The organism is Mesorhizobium sp. M0938 (genome assembly GCF_040319125.1).
In the GTDB taxonomy this organism is placed as follows: Bacteria; Pseudomonadota; Alphaproteobacteria; order Rhizobiales; family Rhizobiaceae; genus Mesorhizobium; species Mesorhizobium robiniae.
In genome coordinates this window covers 1-16875 of the sequence record NZ_JAMYNS010000028.1, presented here as the reverse complement: position 1 = coordinate 16875, position 16875 = coordinate 1, and the positions used below count along the sequence as shown (strand labels likewise).

At 61.9% G+C, this 16875-nt stretch carries 15 protein-coding genes; 12 read left to right on the top strand and 3 right to left on the bottom strand.

The features are described from left to right. Nucleotides 1-88 precede the first annotated feature (88 nt). Together ubiM and NKH73_RS30290 are read left to right on the top strand one after the other, a co-directional pair. Entirely contained in the window at nt 89-1270 is a 1182-nt protein-coding gene (ubiM, locus tag NKH73_RS30295) for a 5-demethoxyubiquinol-8 5-hydroxylase UbiM (RefSeq protein WP_352938757.1), read from the top strand. A gap of 294 nt (nt 1271-1564) precedes the next feature. Next, nucleotides 1565-3475: a putative bifunctional diguanylate cyclase/phosphodiesterase gene (locus NKH73_RS30290; protein ID WP_023694859.1), complete on the top strand. Its 1911-nt coding sequence runs from the start codon at nt 1565-1567 to the stop codon at nt 3473-3475. A gap of 94 nt (nt 3476-3569) precedes the next feature. On the opposite strand, the gene NKH73_RS30285 is transcribed toward NKH73_RS30290, so the two are convergent. Further along, nucleotides 3570-3851 (bottom strand): DNA -binding domain-containing protein, encoded by a 282-nt coding sequence (locus tag NKH73_RS30285; protein WP_352938754.1) that lies wholly within the window; start codon nt 3849-3851, stop codon nt 3570-3572. Nucleotides 3852-3955: 104 nt separating this feature from the next. Here NKH73_RS30285 and NKH73_RS30280 point away from each other — a divergent pair, with 104 nt between their 5' ends. The 8 genes from NKH73_RS30280 to rlxS all read left to right on the top strand — a co-directional run bounded on the left by NKH73_RS30280 (nt 3956) and on the right by rlxS (nt 10922). Then, complete coding sequence (locus NKH73_RS30280) at nt 3956-4189, top strand: helix-turn-helix domain-containing protein (protein ID WP_023735803.1); 234 nt, start codon at nt 3956-3958, stop codon at nt 4187-4189. A 537-nt stretch (nt 4190-4726) separates the two neighbouring features. Next, entirely contained in the window at nt 4727-5689 is a 963-nt protein-coding gene (locus NKH73_RS30275; protein WP_023766617.1) for an ArdC family protein, read from the top strand. A 348-nt stretch (nt 5690-6037) separates the two neighbouring features. Beyond that, complete coding sequence (locus NKH73_RS30270) at nt 6038-6283, top strand: hypothetical protein (RefSeq protein ID WP_156934444.1); 246 nt, start codon at nt 6038-6040, stop codon at nt 6281-6283. Between the two features lie 502 nt (nt 6284-6785). Beyond that, nucleotides 6786-7109, top strand: coding sequence for a DUF736 domain-containing protein (locus NKH73_RS30265; RefSeq protein ID WP_023735798.1), 324 nt, complete (start codon nt 6786-6788; stop codon nt 7107-7109). Nucleotides 7110-7277: 168 nt separating this feature from the next. After that, nucleotides 7278-7547: a helix-turn-helix transcriptional regulator gene (locus NKH73_RS30260; protein ID WP_023735797.1), complete on the top strand. Its 270-nt coding sequence runs from the start codon at nt 7278-7280 to the stop codon at nt 7545-7547. Next, a complete protein-coding gene (locus tag NKH73_RS30255) occupies nt 7544-8092 on the top strand; it encodes a S26 family signal peptidase (protein WP_023735796.1) in 549 nt (182 codons plus the stop codon). Before NKH73_RS30260 ends, NKH73_RS30255 begins: the two co-directional genes overlap by 4 nt. Before the next feature lie 8 nt (nt 8093-8100). Further along, entirely contained in the window at nt 8101-8766 is a 666-nt protein-coding gene (locus NKH73_RS30250; protein ID WP_352938752.1) for a lytic transglycosylase domain-containing protein, read from the top strand. A gap of 185 nt (nt 8767-8951) precedes the next feature. Then, nucleotides 8952-10922 carry a relaxase/mobilization nuclease RlxS gene (rlxS, locus tag NKH73_RS30245; protein WP_352938701.1) on the top strand — a complete coding sequence of 657 codons (1971 nt, stop codon included), beginning with the start codon at nt 8952-8954 and terminating at the stop codon, nt 10920-10922. A gap of 753 nt (nt 10923-11675) precedes the next feature. Here rlxS and NKH73_RS30240 read toward each other — a convergent pair. Next, nucleotides 11676-13322, bottom strand: a complete 1647-nt coding sequence (locus NKH73_RS30240; protein WP_352938698.1) for an MFS transporter — start codon at nt 13320-13322, stop codon at nt 11676-11678. 544 nt (nt 13323-13866) lie between these two features. Continuing rightward, nucleotides 13867-15012 carry a trans-sulfuration enzyme family protein gene (locus NKH73_RS30235; RefSeq protein ID WP_023740430.1) on the bottom strand — a complete coding sequence of 382 codons (1146 nt, stop codon included), beginning with the start codon at nt 15010-15012 and terminating at the stop codon, nt 13867-13869. 89 nt (nt 15013-15101) lie between these two features. Here NKH73_RS30235 and NKH73_RS30230 point away from each other — a divergent pair, with 89 nt between their 5' ends. Together NKH73_RS30230 and NKH73_RS30225 are read left to right on the top strand one after the other, a co-directional pair. Then, a complete protein-coding gene (locus tag NKH73_RS30230) occupies nt 15102-15746 on the top strand; it encodes a helix-turn-helix domain-containing protein (RefSeq protein WP_352938696.1) in 645 nt (214 codons plus the stop codon). Between the two features lie 49 nt (nt 15747-15795). Further along, the gene (locus tag NKH73_RS30225; RefSeq protein WP_352938694.1) at nt 15796-16434 is read left to right on the top strand and encodes an FMN-binding negative transcriptional regulator; all 639 of its coding nucleotides are present in this window, start codon (nt 15796-15798) and stop codon (nt 16432-16434) included. The last annotated feature ends 441 nt before the right edge of the window (nt 16435-16875 follow it).

The window sequence follows — 16875 nt, the reverse complement described above, 5'->3', positions numbered from 1 at the left end:
GAGTTGGGGAGATGAGCGGCAAACCGTGGGTGATTGCGATGCTTCAAGAGCGCTTCGTATCGAAGATAGCCGCTATGGCGGCACGCTGATGGCCGGCTATGTCGACACATTCGACATCATTGTCGTCGGAGCTGGGCCGGTCGGACTTGCCTTCGCAGCATCGCTCGCCTGGAGCCGACTCAAGGTGGCAGTGGTTGAACGGCAGTCGCTCGACAGCCTGGCGAATCCGGCTTTCGACGGTCGCGAGATCGCGCTGACCCACGCATCAGTGAGAATCCTTCGCGAGCTCGGCGCCTGGGATGCCATCCCCGCATCGGACAAATCACCGCTTCATGGCGCGCGCGTGCTCAACGGATCCAGCCCTTTCGCCCTGAGCTTCGATGCTCCCAGCGGATCTGGGGAACCACTCGGATTTCTGGTCCCAAATTGTCGGATCCGCGATGCCCTGTTCAAAATTGTCCACTTCCAGGATCATGCCCGGCTGCTGTGCGGCAACTCGGTCGTCAATGCAACAAATAGCGAAGACGAGGCGGTCATAACGCTTTCTGATGGCAGGCAATTGGCCGCTCGGCTGCTCGTAGCAGCGGATTCGCGTTTGTCCCCGATGCGCGACCTGCTCGGCATTGGCGCCAACATCCATCCGCTTGGCCACTCCATGCTGATTTGCCGAGTGAGGCACGAGCGCGTCCATCACCAGATCGCGGTCGAATGGTTCGACCACCATCAGACCATAGCGATGTTGCCGCTCATGCAAGGCGTGTCGTCGCTGCTTCTGACTTTGCGCTCAAGCGAGGCCGACAGACTGTTTGCTCTCGACGACGAATTGTTCCGCATGGAATTGATGAACCGGTGTCGAGGACGCCTCGGGCAGATGACCCTGGCAAGCACCCGCCATGCCTATCCGCTGGTCACGACCTGGGCGCACAAGTTCTCGGCTCCGAGTGCGGCACTGATCGGCGATGCTGCCATCGGCATGCACCCGGTGACGGCGCATGGCTTCAACATCGGCCTCGGCGGCCAGAAGCAACTCGCTCATAAAATACTGACAGCATGTCGCGCCCGCCGCGACATTGCCGATCCCGACATGCTCGGCAGATACGAAAGCCGGCTGCGGCTGTCGGCGGGGCCGCTCTATCATGCCACCAACATGCTTGTCGGTCTCTACTCAAGCGAGCACCCGGCGGCACGGCTTGCAAGACATGCTGCGCTCCGCTTTGCCCAACATCTTCCCTTTGTCCGCCATGGCATTTCGGCCATGCTCAGGCGGTGAATCGCACAGAGCGCTGCCGCTCTGGAACGCTGTCTCGGCGAGGCTTCCTTGTCTTGCTGGCGCGCGTCGTCGCGGGGCAAGGCTGTCTCCTGGTGACGTTGCCGATCATGGCATGATTCGGATCAAGGCACGCGCGCGGGCGAAGCCTTGATGATTCGGCAATGCTAAGCCAAAGGTGTGACCCGCAGCATGGTGAGCGCACTGGTTACCCTCGCTGGGTAGTTAACCCGTCCTTCAGTGGGCTTGCATAGGTTTGGTCCTCGCGAACAACGACGCAAGCAAGCTGGTCCATTCATGGCACCCCTAAAGGAAGAAGAATCGCTGGAGGCCAAAATCCGTCAGGATCAGCTTGCTGACCTGAGGGCCGGGCTCTTCGTGTCGATGCCGATAAGCGCGATCCTGTCAGGCCTGATTTGCGCGGTGCAGGCCCTTTCTGGCGGCGGCTTTGCCGCTGCAAGCTGGTTCCTGGTCGTCAATGCGCTAAATGCCGCCCGGCTTGCACTCGCCCGTTTTCAGCTAAAGGAAACGGGGCGCCATCAGGATTTGCTTGGCGTTTTGCCGCGCCTTCGCATGTTTGGCGTCCTTGCCCTTCTGGCAGGGTTTGCCTGGTCCTTCCCGGCCGTGCTGACTGTTGGATACACAACACCACAAGCACCGATGCATCTGGTCATACTGGCGGGCATTTCAGCTGGTGCGGTTACATATGGCAGTTCGTATGCCGCGGCGGCGACCAGCTTCATCACACCTCCACTCCTCATCACGGTGGCGTGCCTTTTGGCGAAAGGCAATTTTGAACGCTACATTCTGGCTTTCACCGTTCTGCTCTTCATGGGCGGCTTGGTCCGAGCTTCGTTTGTTGGGCAGGCGCGCTTCCGCGAAGCAAGCCGCCTGAGACACGAGGCAGAGCGATTTGCGTCGGAAATGGAGCGCAACTCCAGGGAGGACCATCTGACCGCCCTTCTCAACAGGCGGGGCCTTGAACACGCCATCGGTCGGTTCAAGACCGCGGATGGCCCCTTCGTGGCAATGCTGATTGATCTGGACGGCTTCAAATCTGTCAACGACACCTACGGTCACAGGACCGGTGATGAACTGCTTGTCATGATCGCCCGCCGCATAGAGCAGGAAGCACCCGAAGGCTCAACGCTCGCTCGTATCGGCGGCGATGAATTCGTGCTGGTTTTTCCCTCAACGAGAGCTTCGCTTTCTGCCAGTGATCTCGCCTCCAATATCATAGCCAAAATTGCTCGCCCCTATATCGAGGTCGCGTCCGTTCGGGTCGGGGCATCGATAGGGATATACTTGGCGCAGACGCCGAGCCTGACTGAAATGTTGTTGCGGGCGGATATCGCCCTGTATACGGCCAAGCGCCATGGCAGGAACGAATTTTGCCTGTTCGATGCCGAACTCGACAGGGAACTGCAACGTCGCCAGTCGATCGAACGGGATCTTCATTCGGCGATAAAGACGGGAAGATTGCAACCTTGGTTCCAGCCGATCGTGAAACTCGAAACCGAGACGGTGGTCGGTTTTGAAGCCTTGCTGAGATGGTCCCATCCGACGCATGGTGCCATCTCTCCACCCGAAATCATCACGGCCGCACGCGAAACCGGAATGCTTCAGCTGCTGACGCAAACCGTATTCGCCGACTGTTGTGCTTTTATCGACGGCTTGGTGAAAGCTGACTGTCGTGACATTCGTGTGGCGATGAATGTTTCCCCTCGCGAACTGGAAGCCGGCGATATCGACGACATGGTTCTGGATGGTCTGGCGGCAAGAGGCCTGCCTGCGACGATGTTCGAAATCGAGATTACCGAAGAATCGCCGGTGGACCCGGACAGAGTGGATGAAAAGCTCGGACGGCTTTCACATGCCGGTATTTCCATCGCGCTCGATGACTTCGGCACCGGCTTTTCTACCTTGGCATCTCTCAAGGACCGTCGGATACGCAAGGTGAAAATAGACCAGGGCTTCATTCGCGGCTTGGCCAAGTCCCGAGAGGACCGACTGCTTGTCAAATCGGTCATCGAACTCGGTGACATGCTCGGGATCGAGGTCATGGCCGAGGGCGTCGAAACAGAGGCGGATCGGCAAACCCTGCACAAGCTTGGCTGCCGAACCGCTCAAGGCTTCCTCTTCTCCAAGGCTGTGCCTTTGATGCAAGCACTGGAAGTGGCAGTCAAACAGCACGCGAACCAGTTGTGACCGCTCCCGCCGCGCCGGCCGTCGCGGCCGTGCGCTGCCGAATTTGGCTACAGAGACTTGCCTGCTCGAAACACGTGGCAGTGGGCGTTGTGCATCAGCCGCCGAACAGTTCCTTGTAGCCGGTCGTCACCATCCAGTTCGCACGGTCGATATGGCTGCGAAGAGCTTTGCGGGCGCGGACCGGGTCAATGGACGGGTCGATGCCGAGAATGCGCTCGGCCATCTCCTTTTCGCTGGCATTGTCGGCGCAGGCATCCAGGATCCGCAGGTAGATTGTGAAATGCTCCCTGTCGTAGCTCGTGAGGTTCTCCGACCAGGGGACTTCATCGCTCAAAGTTGAGCTTCGAGTCTCATCTGTTCCCATTGGTCCATTCATGCCTGCGAACCTCGCCTGTGAGCGCACGCAGTATATCCCAAAATGGGATAATCCGAAACCGGGATTAGTCGCTGATCCGGTCTTTACCCGACCGGTTCGCCTCCATGCCCAAATCCCTTCGATCGCCCCGCCACCAGCGGTTTCTGGCCCAGCTGGTTTCGCTGCGCAAGGCCAAAGGCCTGACCCAGGAGCAGCTGGCTGACAAGCTTGGTCGTCCCCAATCCTTCGTGGCCAAGTACGAGGGCGCAGAGCGGCGTCTCGACGTCATCGAGTTTCTCGACATAACTGCGGCCATTGACGCTGATCCGTGCGAGATTCTGTCCAGCCTCCGGTCCTAGCGGGCGCGCCGCATCTATCATGATCCGGACAGGAATATTGTCTAGGACAATGCCTCAATTTGTTGAAAGGCGAGCGCTGGTTTTCGGAGGAAGCCGCGCGCACGGCGGCGGTGCCTTTGGGTTCTCGACGTAACTGCGCCGCCTGACCATGTGCGAAAAAACTTGGCGCGCGCCCGCGCGCCTGACGACGCGCACCAGGTGCTCGTGAACCGAGCCCGCTTTTCTTCGGCAAGCTCAGGCGGTCTCGGCCATTCGGCTTCGCCCCTTGGCGTGGGCAGCCCTTCGGGCTGTGACGGCCGCCGCCCTTGCGGGCGGCGCGGTTTGTCTGTTGGCCTTTCCCGGTGGCGCGGGGCGGGCGGCACTCCCTTCTAGACCCGCTGCGGCAGCCCGCAACCCTTCGCGTGCCGCTCAGGGTCCTCCTCTTCGTTCCGGTCCTTCGGATGCGGTCCGCCTACTGGGCGGGCCCTTCCGGTCGCGACTCGCCGCCCACCCCGCTTCCGGGGAAAGGCGCGGCGATTGGTGAGCGGAGGATAACACATGCGTGCAAACAGCAAGCGTACCACCAGCGGAGAGGCTGGCGCAGGCAAGGGCAGGCGCCCGGGCGCCAGCCTCTATCAGGAGATCACCGACCGCATCATTGCCGAGCTGGAGCGCGGTACCGTGCCATGGGTCAAGCCATGGGGCAGCGCAAAAGCAGGCCTCGGCCTGCCGAGGAATGCGTCCACGGGGCGCAGCTATTCCGGCATCAATATCCTCATCCTGTGGGGCGCCGTCATCGAGCGCAGCTATCCCAGCCAGAATTGGCTGACCTTCCGGCAGGCGCTTGCCCTGGGCGGCAATGTCAGGAAAGGCGAGCGCGGCACGACCATCGTGCATGCCGACCGCTTTGTCCCCAAGGACGAGAAGGAGCGCGCACGCCACGAGGGCGATGCACCACAGGCCGTGCCTTTTCTGAAGCGCTTTACCGTCTTTAATGTCGCGCAGTGCGACAATCTTCCGGAACACCTCCATGCCCCCGCCGAGCCGCTGCCTCAGTGCGAGATCGCGCCGCAGGCCGAAACGCTGATTCGCGCCAGTGGTGCGGATTTCAGGGTCGGCGGCGATCGCGCTTTCTACATGCCGGGCAGCGACCACATTCAGGTGCCGCCGCAGCCGGCGTTCCATCAGCAGATCGACTATTACCGGACCTGCTTTCACGAGCTTGGCCACTGGACCGGCCACCCGACGCGGCTTGCTCGCGACCTCTCCGGCTCCTTCGGCTCCAAGGCTTACGCGCGTGAAGAATTGGTCGCCGAAATCACTGCCGCCTTCGTCTGCAGCAATCTCGGCATCGAGCCGACCGTGCGTCACGCCGATTACATCGGCTCATGGCTGAAGGTGCTGCGCGAGGACAACCGCGCCATTTTCCGTGCCGCCAGCCTCGCTTCGAAGGCCGCCGATTTCCTGCTTGGCCTTCAGGCCGATGCGGAAGGCGAGGCGCAAGAAGGGACTGCGGCATGACGATGCCCGATGCTCAACTGGCCACGACCGAGCCGACGCCGGATAGCGAGGAGATGCCCATTCCCGACGGCGCCCGGGACTCACCCGCCCCGATGCAGAATTATGCCGATCTGCATCGCCAAGGTGCGCCCCGGGTCGCAGCGCGCAGCCAACGAGACGGTGACTGCCATCCTTGCCGGCTGCAAGGCTGACGCCGCATTCGGCAAATGCGGCACAAGCTGTTGGCCTGCCCGGTGGTGGCCAGCGGCAATCGCGACCCCTTGCTGCCGCCGGCATGTTCGCGCGCAAGGTGGGCGCTCGGCGACGATAATCTCGTGCGCGTCGTGGGCATATGGTGGCAACCGGACGATGCCTTTCGATCGCTTGCGCGACGAGGAAATCGCCGATTCGATGCTCACCGAGATCGGCGGCAAGAACATCGAGAAGCCGCCTCAGCTTGAGGCCTGGCTGCCGCGCTGGGTGAAATTCCCGGCCGAAAGCTACACCAGCCGCGAGGCCTTCCTATTCGCCGATCTGTGCGCAAGGAAGCAGTCGCTGTTCGTGGCGAATAGTCGATCAGGGCCCGAGCGGCGTTTTCTCGAGTACTGCCGCTAAGGACGCGCGCGCCGCTCCGGGCCGCGCCGGCTCCGATTGATCGTCTTGCCGAGCCAGTGCCGCGTGCGATAAATTTCAACGCCAATTCGCCCCCATTTCGGCAGCCCCGCACCGCCCCGGATTGCTTGCTGAGGCGCCAGGCGCATGGGGCCAATTGTACATCCGGTTGCCGAGAGAGCCTGCGCCGCCGGCCCCCTGCATAGTGCCGCCTGCTTATTGTGCCCCCGATCGCGCAACCTGTCTCCATTGTGTCTCAGGGACCATTCCCCTGCGCCTGGCTTGACGACCTATGGGCGGATCCGGCCGGCCCGAAACCCTCGCCGGCAGCTTTTTTCCCCGCCGCCTGCGGCGGCTTCCTCGCGCCGCTTCGCTTCAAAAAAGCTCCCCGCTCGGGTCCTCCGCTATCGCTGCGGCCGTGCCGGTTCCGGCGGTCCGGACGCGCCCATCACGGTCCGCCATCGCAGGGGAATGGTCCCCTGCGAGCACCAAGAGGAGACTGAAAATGACCGCAATCGGATACGTCACCAAACAGGAAAACGGCGGCTACAAGGGCCAGCTCAAGACGCTCAGCGTCCGCGCCGACATCGACATCGTGCCCAATCAGGCAAAGAGCGCCGACACCCATCCGGACTACCGGGTGCTGACGCAAGGGGTCGAAGTGGGTGCGGCCTGGATCCGCACCGGCGAGACCTCCGGCAAGGACTATGTGAGCCTGTCGATTGCGGCCCCCGAGTTTGGCCCGCGCAAGCTCTACGCCAATCTGGGCCGCGCCGCCGGCCAGGATGACGACGACACTTACGCCATCATCTGGAACCCGGTCGACTGACCGGCCGACCCGCAAAGCCCTGCGCCGCCCACCGGCGCAGGGCCTCTCTCAGGACCCGTGAGGCCGCCGAAGGGGCGGCGAAAACTCGCCCCCCACTCTTCGCCCGTCCCCAAAACGATCTCGCTCGCCGATCCTCGCCTCGCTTGCCGTAACGAACCGAGGATCATCATGGACGACGAAAACGAACGCGCAGCCCGCGCCAAGAAGGGCAGTCCGTTTCTCAACACCGCGCAGGCGGCCTTCTATATCGGGCTGTCCCAGCGCACGCTGGAGAAGATGCGCCTCAAAGGCGGTGGCCCACAATTCCGCAAGCACGGCCGCTATGTCCGCTATCACATCGACGAACTCGACGACTGGTCGAAGGGGCACGCGCAGGAGACCGCGCCCGAGGATGGCGCGCACGAATCCGGCTCGGCCGGTGAGGGAGGCCGCTCATGAGCCGGCGTCCCACCATCCGTCTGATCGGCAGCCATCTGCGGCGCATTCGAGCCCGCAAGACGATCGTCGTTGCCACAATCGGCCTTGGCCTGATCGGCTTCGCCGCCTTCGGCAAACCATCGCCCTGGCTGGTCTGGAACGCCTCGGCGAGTGCGCCGGTCGGCCTCTATCGCGTCGCATCCGGATCGCCCGCTCGTGGTGATCTCGTACTCGTCCGCCCACCAAGACCGGTCGCCGATCTCGCCGCCGAACGCTTCTATCTGCCCAGCAACGTGCCGCTGATTAAGCGCCTTGCGGCGCTGCCCGGCGAGCATGTCTGCACCTTCGGCGACGCCATCATCATCGGCGGCGAGATAGCCGCGCGCCGGCTTGCAACCGACACGCAGCACCGTCCGCTGCCTTGGTGGAATGCATGCCGAAAACTCGCCGCCGCCGAGGTTTTCCTGCTCGGCAGCGATAAAGATCGCTCGTTCGACAGCCGCTATTTCGGGCCGGTGCCGGCCGAAAACATCATCGGGAGGCTCGTGCCGCTATGGACTGAGTGACCCTCCTTATGCTGAGCATGGCGTGTCTCGCACCATGCTCCTGTTCCGCCGCGACCAACACGAAGCCGGTCGTCATCTCCCATAGTCCGCAGCTTGCAAGATGGCAGCCCTTCGTAGCCGAAGCAAGCCGGCGTTTCAGCATTCCACAGACCTGGATTTATGCCGTCATGGATGCCGAAAGCCGGGGGCAGACGACGCTCAATGGGCGGCCGGTCACGTCGAGCGCCGGCGCCATTGGCCTCATGCAGGTGATGCCAGCCACCTACGAGGAGTTGCGCGCAGAGCTTGGCCTGGGAGCCGTCCCGCACGACCCTCGCGACAACATTCTGGCAGGCACTGCCTATCTGCGCGCCATGTATGACCGCTTCGGATTTCCAGGCCTGTTTGCAGCCTATAACGCCGGGCCGGAGCTCTACGAGCAGCATTTGCAGCGCGGGCGACCGCTGCCCAGCGAGACGGTTTCGTATCTGGAAGAGATCAAGGCGGCGGGCATTTCGGCCGCCGATATGGACGCGCTCACCGGCAAATCCCGTTCCAAAAGCGCGCCGGGAATCCCGTCCGGGCAGTCGCTGTTTTTTCTCCGAAACGGTGTTTCCGTGACCGGCCCGAATGGCCAACTCCTGGTGCCGCTCGGATCGGAGCGAGCAAGGTCAGGCCGGCCGGATCGCAGGTGAGGGCAGCGGCTACCGTGGTTCGGGCGGGGCAGGGAGGCAGGTCGGCGGAAGGCAAGATAAAGGCAGCGCCTCCTGGAGGCGGCGAAGTGTCTGTCTGCACATCGTTTTCCCCGGAGGTTGCCTCCGAGTCCAGGAGGGTGTGGCGGGCAAGCTTCTGATTTTGCTGCTGGTTCATCGGAGGCCGCATGCAGGATAACGAATTCACGCCGAAGCTCGGCAAAATTGGCTCGCGCGGCTCGAAGGCGGGCAAACGCTACGCTGGCCAGGTGCAGGCCGCGGTCAACCGAGCAGGCGGCAGGAGCGGACGTGGCAGCCGCTTCATCGGAAGCCGGGTGGGGCGCGGCGGGGCCGCTGCCGCCGTTCTTAGAGCGCGCGACCGCCACGCGGCGTTTCGGCAGCGGCGCGCAGTCGTCAAGGCACGCATCGTCAAGCTGGCCGGCAAGGGAGTCGACGGGGCTCGTGCGCACCTCCGCTACCTCCAGCGCGACGGCGTCACCCGGGAAGGCGAGCGTGGCGAGCTCTACGCTGCCGACAATGACCGCGCGGACGGCAGGGCCTTTCTCGATCGCGCGAACGGTGACCGTCATCAGTTCCGCTTCATCGTCGCCCCTGAAGACGGTATCGAGTATGATGACCTGAAGCCGCTCACCCGTCGCCTCATGGCGCAAATGGAAGAAGACCTCGGCACCAGGCTAGACTGGGTGGCCGTCGACCATTTCAACACCGGCCATCCCCACACCCACATCATCGTGCGCGGCAGGGACAATCACGGCGAAAACCTCGTCATAGCGCGGGACTACATCTCCTCTGGCTTGCGCGAGCGCGCAGCCGAACTGGTTAGCCTCGACCTTGGCCCGCGCACCGACCGCGAGATCGAGCAGCGCTTGCGCCAGGAGATGGAGCAGGAACGCTTCACCAGCATCGACCGGCAGCTGATGCGCATGCGCGACGATGAGGGGTGTGTCTCACTGGCCAGCCGAGACACCTTTCGCCAGACGCTGCACCAGGGCCGCCTGCGCAAGCTCGAGCGGATGGGCCTCGCCGAGGAGATGCCTGCCGGTCGCTGGCGCCTGGAGGATGAGCTCGAAGCCACGCTACGCCGCATCGGCGCGCGCGGCGACATCGTCAAGACCATCCATCGCGAGCTGACCGGCAAGGGGCTCGTCCGCAGTGCCGCCGACCATCTTATCCACGATCGATCCGACGGGTCGGCTCAAACCGTGGTCGGACGTGTCGTCGGGCGCGGGCTGGCCGACGAAATCACTGACCGCCATTACCTCGTCGTCGACGGCGTGGACGGCAAAAGCCACTATTTTGATATCGGCAAAGGCGAGGCCACCCAACCGACACCAGAGGGCTGCATAGTGCGGGTCAGGCCGAGGGACACCGGGCCAAGAAAAGTCGACCGCACAATTGCCGGCATCGCGACGGTCAACGACGGGCGCTACAGCATCGATATCCATCTCAAGCATGACCCCTCGGCCACCGAACGCTTTGCCGAAACGCACGTGCGGCGACTGGAGGCGATCCGCCGTGCGACCGGTGGCGTCGAGCGCGAGCCGGACGGCACATGGACAGTCGCGCCCGACCATCTCAACCGCGTTGCGGATTACGAGCGTCAGCGAGCGAGGGCCCAGCCTGTTGTCATCGACAAGCTCTCATCAATGCCGCTGGAGAGCCAAGTAGGCTTCGACGGCGCCACCTGGATCGACCAGGAGCTGGTATCAGCCCACCCTGAGTCCTTGCGCGACTCTGGCTTCGGTCGCGAAGTACGTCAGATCCAGGCCCGCCGACAGCAGTGGCTGATCGCGCAAGGTCTTGCCCATGATGCGCAGGATCGGGTCATCTATCGCGCCAACATGCTTTCAATGCTGCGCCAACGAGAGCTGAACCGTGTTGCCAGTCAGCTCTCGGACGAACTCGGGCTCTCGTATTCTGAAGCGCAGCATGGCAATCGAATAGACGGAACGCTGCGCCGCTGCGTCGAGCTCGCCGGCGGAAAATACGGTGTCATCGAGAAATCGCGCGAGTTCACGCTGGTGCCTTGGCGGCCGGTGCTTGAGCATCATATCGGTAAGGAGGTGTCTGGCGTGGTGCGCGCCGAGGGGATTTCCTGGACGATCGGACGCCAGAGGAGCGGGCCCGGCGTTTCGTGAACTGGCTACAATTTATTTGTCCGCGTTGAAACAGGTACTCAGCCCAGACGGAGTTCCTCCGCCTGCTGCTTGCTCGCAGCATTCATTTGGCGGAGAGTCAGTGTTCTGCATTTTGTAGTTCGCTCTGTCAAAAAGCGCTGGGAATATGCATCATGTTCTGCGTTGACACGGAAGGCGCGCCGACAGGTGCTGCGGATCGGCTCCCGATGGGCTGCCAGCTAGAAGGTGGGCTGACTCGTGACAGCGCAAGGGGCTCTGGCGGCCGCGGTACGGCGATGCGAGTTCTGGCATCGAGGATGAAGCCGCACTTCCCGATCTTATTCTACTCGCAGGACCGGCAGACGCGGCGGTCGCCCGTGCGAGCAACCATGCTGTTGGCCCTGGCGTGAACTTGCAGTCCGTCCCGGGAGGACTTTGTAACGGAGAAAACTAGGCGGAAAGAGGCGCGCGGCCCCTCTCCCCAGCAACCCGCCTTGCGGATTCCTCCTCTGCCCCGCTTCGCAGACGGGGATACCCTCCGCCCCCTTGCTATTCGTTGCCCGCCGCTATGCAAAGGACAGGCGACCTGAATCCGTGCTCAAGCCGATCTGGCGGCAGAGGGGGTGTCGGGCTGAACATGGGACCCGTGATGGACATAATTGCCACGCGAATCCTCATGTTCGCCTAACCGGCCGGAACGATTTGCAATCCGGGCAGGCTCAACATTAAGGAGTAGCTCGTTCCGTGTCCAAGCCCAGACAAGTCTTGGTTTTCTCACGGGCGCGATACAAAAGGCACAGGCTGGACTTGGCTGCCGGGGGCGGGGCTTGTCGACCGCTCGATTGAAAGTGAGATGCGAGGCGGAGAATCACCCATGTGCAGAGCGGCAAGGCGCTCGCCTATGTCCCTGTCATTCACCGTTAGCCGATGGTTTAGACGAAGATAGTCCGTCCATGTCGGCGTGCGGAAGGTCTCGGTCCAAAGCGTCGACTTCTGAAGGTCGCGCTGGAGGGTCCAGTCCCGCGCACCGGCGCGGCTCTGAACGCGCCGCCTTTCGCGCATGCAGCTCAGAAATTCATCGATACTCTCCTCCAGTATCGAGTACTCCACCTTGATCACGATCGGACCGCTCCTGGGCTTCAAAGGGAGGGCCAGTTCTGGTGGCCTGAAGTCGACGGCCGCTTGATCCGATTCCTCCCATAGCCGCACCGGCAATAGCTTTCCCACAGCCGCGACCAGCAACAGTGCCGCTGCAGCACCTTCCAAAGCCCACGTCAGCGAATAGTACTGCGCGACAGCACCCCAGATCCAGCTACCCGCTGCCATGCCGCCGTAGGTCAGGGCGTAATAAATGGACAGGGTGCGACCAACGACCCACCTTGGGCTTGCCAACTGCACACACACGTCGGTTCCGGTCCAGGTGACAACCCAGCCAGCGCCACCGATTGCAAGCGCGATCGCCGCCACAGCCACCGACGATGTGAGGGCCATCAAAAGGCAGCACGTTGCGCAAGCAACGGATGCGAGCGTGATCAATCGGTTCTGGGACGTGATGCGTCTCAAGTAGCTGCTGCCAATGCCGGCGATGAAGGCGCCTGTGCCGAAGCCGGCCAATAGCACGCCGTACACAATTGGCCCTCCCGCCAGTTGGTCGCGAACCAGGAGGGGGAGCAAAGCAAGGATCGAGATGCTTGATAGCCCGAACAGGGTTGCACGCACGATCGCCACTCTGATCTCTGAGGATATCGCCGTGAATCGCATGCCATCATGAATGGCCGTAGTCATCCGCTCGCGCGGAAGAGGCGAAGAGCGAACTTGCCACTGTGAGCGCAGAACAGCGCTCAACGGGACCGGGTCACTTAGCGCAGCGAGGGCGAAAGCCGTAAGGGGGCCCAGCAAAGCTAAGATTACACCGCCCAGCGCCGGTCCTATGCTCCGAACCACGTTGTACCCCACCGACATCAGCGTCACTGCAGCGGGTATGTCGCGCTTTTCCAGGATATCGCCGACCGAGGCGTGCCAGGCTGGATCGTTCAAGGCAAAGCCGCATCCGGCCAAGAAACTCAGTCCCAGGATTAGCCATGGACTAGCAAAGCCCAGTCCCACAGAGAGTGCCAGCGCCGTGGATGCCAGTGCGATCAGGCAGTGTCCGGCAAGCATCACGCCACGGCGGCTGAAGCTGTCTGCAATGGCTCCAGCAAGGATCGACAAGAAGAACGCGGGCAGTGTCGATGCAGCCTGTACGAGCGCAACCATCAGATCGGAGGCTGAAATCGTGGCCATGAGCCAGCTTATAGCCACGCTCTGCACCAGCCAGCCAAGGCTGGATATCTGCGTGGCTGTCCAGATAGAACGAAAGACCGGGTTGTGAAGAGGGATCAGTGTGTTTGCCGCAAAGCGCGGAGGATCTTGACGCCGCATCACTTCTCACCTCCACTGGTGTCGTTCTTCCGCTCATTTGCTTGCAGCGGTGCGCTCTGTGCACTGACTGCGTCACAACGAAGTTCCGAGATCGCGCTCGCAACAAGGACAATGTGGCATCCACGGTGCTGATGCGCGTTGAGGTACCAACCTGGCCGTTAGCTGATGGGTCCCGCAGCCCGCTTGGTGCGGTCAGTTCTGCCCTGCGACTATTGGCTTTGGACGGTGCTAGCGCCCCGATGGCCGGCTTGTCAAACTGCCGTAGTGCCAGCACATCCATCCCATCTGCTGACCGCGATCTCCGACGAGGTTGAGCATCAGCAGGTCAACGGCAAATCTGGGTATTTCCGCTTCCGGTCGGGCGCGTGGCCATCGTCCAGAAACCCGAAGACGTTCATCACCCATGCGACCACGCGCCCGAGACGATGCGACACGGCGGTAGCGGTTCACCAGAGGACGTGCGTTCTACTCAGCAGGAACATTGTTCTGCCGATCGTCGGCTGCGCCAGCCGCCACATAAAGCGGCGCCAGAGTCTTGCACCCGTCATTGGACTCCCGCTTTGCAGGTTTCGCCTAGGGCCTGCATCAGGTCATCGATAATGTCCTGAGGATGTTCAAGCCCTACAGAGATTCGCAGCAATCCGCCTGGCGCTTTGGACTTCGCACCTTCAACGGATGCGCGATGCTCTATCAGAGAATGCGTCCCGCCAAGGCTTGTCGCCCGGACAACAATCTTCAGGCGGCCGGCCACGGCCATTGCAGCATCGGCTCCGCCCTCGACGATAAAGGATAGCATCGCTCCGTAATGGCTCATTTGCCGCGTAGCAAGATCGTGTCCCGGATCAGTTTGCAGACCAGGAAAGAGCACTTTTTCGACGCGCGGATGAGACGCCAAGGCCTCGGCCACTTTCTGGGCGCCTTCGCAATGGGCGCGCATGCGGACCGGCAATGTCTGCAGGCCCCGCAACGCCAGCCAACAGTCGAAGGGCGCTGCGACGCTGCCCTTGTGTTTCTGGACCATCCGCAATGGGCGACCGAGGGGTGACGCGTTTGGGACAATGACGACACCGGCCATCAAATCCGAGTGGCCGCCAATGTACTTTGTCGCCGAGTGCATCACTGCGTCTGCCCCGATTTCGAGTGGCAGTTGAAGCACTGGGGTGGCCCACGTATTGTCCACCACCGCCAAGGCGTTTGCCTCGTGCGCGATTGCGCAGATGGCCGCAATGTCGACAACGCGGATCATCGGGTTTGACGGCGTCTCGATCCAGACGAGGCCAGTCCGCTTCGATGTCACCGCGGCGCGCAAAGCGTCCAAATCGCGCATGTCGACTGGGGCAAAGTCGAAGCGAGACCCAATGTCGGTCTCTTCGATCAGCGAACGAATGCCGAAATACATGTCATCCGGCAGAACGATCCGACCCGCCGACGGATGGCTCTCGAAAACTGCAGCGATTGCGGCCATGCCCGAAGCGAAGGCGATGCCGTCTTCCCCTCCCTCAAGCGTCGCCATGGCCGCCTCGAACGCATTGCGTGTAGGATTTCCATCCCTTGTGTATTCGAAGCCGGACGGAAATGACCCGTTGACGCCGCGTTCGAACGTCGTGCTGGTGTGCAGCGGCATGGATACGGCCCCCGTGGACGCGTCGACCCCTCGGCCGCAGTGGATCGCCTTCGTCTCAAAACGCATCGGTTATTTCCTTCCTAACGGGCAGTTGCAATTTCGCCCCGGTCATTATACTGACCGCAATAGGTGAGCCGAGGTCCTAAGTCAATATAATGACCGATGTTACGACAGCCTTTGATGCCGAGCAGGTCCTTGGGCAAGCGATAGCGGTCCGGATCCGAGACTTGAGGCGTGACCAAAACCTGACCCTGGATCGACTGGCAAAACTGAGCGGCCTGTCCAAGGGAACCGTGGTCGCGCTGGAGCAGGGTAGGGCGAACCCCAGTATCGGCATACTGTGTCGGCTGGCGGCGGCGTTTTCGCTCTCGGTGGCCGATTTGTTGAACGAGCACCCTTCCACGGTGTGCCTTCCCATCGAGCGGACAGAGACCAGGAGGCTTTGGACGAGCGCCAAGGGAAGCTCTGCACAACTGCATTCGTCGACCTCGGGACGCACGATGTTCGAATTGTGGAGCTGGGTCATTATGCCGGGCGACGTGTTTTCCGCGGATGCTCATAGTCCGGATACGCGCGAGTTGATCTCGGTCAGTCAGGGTGCCCTGAGCGTTGTGGTAGGTACCCATGTGGTCATTTTAAGCGAAGGCGAGAGTGCGCGGCTTGTCACTGACCAACCGCACTCATACGCGGCGGCATCTGATGTGCCCGCCCATTTCTCGATGGCGGTTCTTGAGCGTGGTGGACACCGAGATCCGGGGCACTCGTCGACGGCAGCGAAGATTCAGGAGCCCGTTCCGTAAGGCTCCGCCGATTACTAGCAACCGCACATTCGCGACAGGAGATAAACCGTTGTACGTTCCGCCTCATTTTGCCGTCCCTGATCAGAACGCCCTGTTCGAGCTTATCGAGAAACACCCGCTTGGTACCCTCGTCACCCAAAGCAAAGGCACACTGGACGCGAACCACCTCCCCTTCGAGCTTGACCGCTCGAAGGGAGACAAGGGCGTTCTCAATTGCCATGTCGCTCGCAAGAACCCAGTCTGGGAGGAAGTCGCCAATGGCGATGAGGTTCTCGTAATCTTCCGTGCGGCCGACGCTTACATCTCGCCGAACTGGTATCCAAGCAAGTACGAACTCCACAAGCAGGTGCCGACGTGGAACTATCTCGTCGTCCACGCCCACGGACGCATCACTGTCCGGGATGATGAGCGATATGTACGCCGTAACGTGGCGAAGCTCACTCATATGCAAGAAGCCTCGCAGCCTGCCCCGTGGAAGATGGGCGACGCGCCGAAGGACTTCATCGACACGATGGTTAAGGCAATCGTCGCCCTGGAGATCGAGATCACCGGCCTGGTTGGAAAATCAAAACTCAGCCAGAACAAAGACTTGCGCGACATTCAGAACCCTGGTGAAATGCTGCGTGCCCAAGGGGCCATTGCGATGGGAGAAGCGATGCTCGCGGCTGCGGCGGCCAAATCCCAATAGCATGGTCTTGTCCCGACAAAGCCGCTGGTGCCGGCCTCCGACGGGTCACCTAGCCCGCCTTGATGCACGGCAATAGCTTTTGACGGCCTGAAGCGACGCTGTGGTCACCGTTGTGATACTTTTCCACGCGCCTGGTCAGGCGGCAGGATTGCTCCGTCGTGGCCGACGGGTTCGTTTCAGTCGCCGGCGCCCCGTTGTATGTCGGCGACCACCCGCTACCGGTCTTGAATGAGGCGCAATCGCACGCATTTCGAAGCCACGTACCTTGGGCGGCAAGCTCGACCATGCACTCGACGCAGCTCCCAAGTGGCGGCGCCGTCAACGATCTCCTTGAACCTGCGGAACTTGCCCGAAAGGTACCCATCCGGTGAAGACCGCAGACGTGTATCCGGCGGCCATGAGCCCCTGAGCACCGCGGTGCCGGCGTCAAGCTTTCTTTGG

Coding starts and splice junctions, on each gene's coding strand:
- NKH73_RS30260 (WP_023735797.1), top strand. CDS start 7,278: ATGGACGACGAAAACGAACGCGCAGCCCGCGCCAAGAAGGGCAGTCCG.
- NKH73_RS30285 (WP_352938754.1), bottom strand. CDS start 3,851: ATGAATGGACCAATGGGAACAGATGAGACTCGAAGCTCAACTTTGAGC.
- NKH73_RS30235 (WP_023740430.1), bottom strand. CDS start 15,012: ATGCGTTTTGAGACGAAGGCGATCCACTGCGGCCGAGGGGTCGACGCG.
- NKH73_RS30255 (WP_023735796.1), top strand. CDS start 7,544: ATGAGCCGGCGTCCCACCATCCGTCTGATCGGCAGCCATCTGCGGCGC.
- NKH73_RS30265 (WP_023735798.1), top strand. CDS start 6,786: ATGACCGCAATCGGATACGTCACCAAACAGGAAAACGGCGGCTACAAG.
- NKH73_RS30290 (WP_023694859.1), top strand. CDS start 1,565: ATGGCACCCCTAAAGGAAGAAGAATCGCTGGAGGCCAAAATCCGTCAG.
- NKH73_RS30270 (WP_156934444.1), top strand. CDS start 6,038: ATGCCTTTCGATCGCTTGCGCGACGAGGAAATCGCCGATTCGATGCTC.
- NKH73_RS30240 (WP_352938698.1), bottom strand. CDS start 13,322: ATGCGGCGTCAAGATCCTCCGCGCTTTGCGGCAAACACACTGATCCCT.
- NKH73_RS30280 (WP_023735803.1), top strand. CDS start 3,956: ATGCCCAAATCCCTTCGATCGCCCCGCCACCAGCGGTTTCTGGCCCAG.
- ubiM (WP_352938757.1), top strand. CDS start 89: ATGGCCGGCTATGTCGACACATTCGACATCATTGTCGTCGGAGCTGGG.
- NKH73_RS30230 (WP_352938696.1), top strand. CDS start 15,102: ATGACCGATGTTACGACAGCCTTTGATGCCGAGCAGGTCCTTGGGCAA.
- NKH73_RS30250 (WP_352938752.1), top strand. CDS start 8,101: ATGCTGAGCATGGCGTGTCTCGCACCATGCTCCTGTTCCGCCGCGACC.
- rlxS (WP_352938701.1), top strand. CDS start 8,952: ATGCAGGATAACGAATTCACGCCGAAGCTCGGCAAAATTGGCTCGCGC.
- NKH73_RS30275 (WP_023766617.1), top strand. CDS start 4,727: ATGCGTGCAAACAGCAAGCGTACCACCAGCGGAGAGGCTGGCGCAGGC.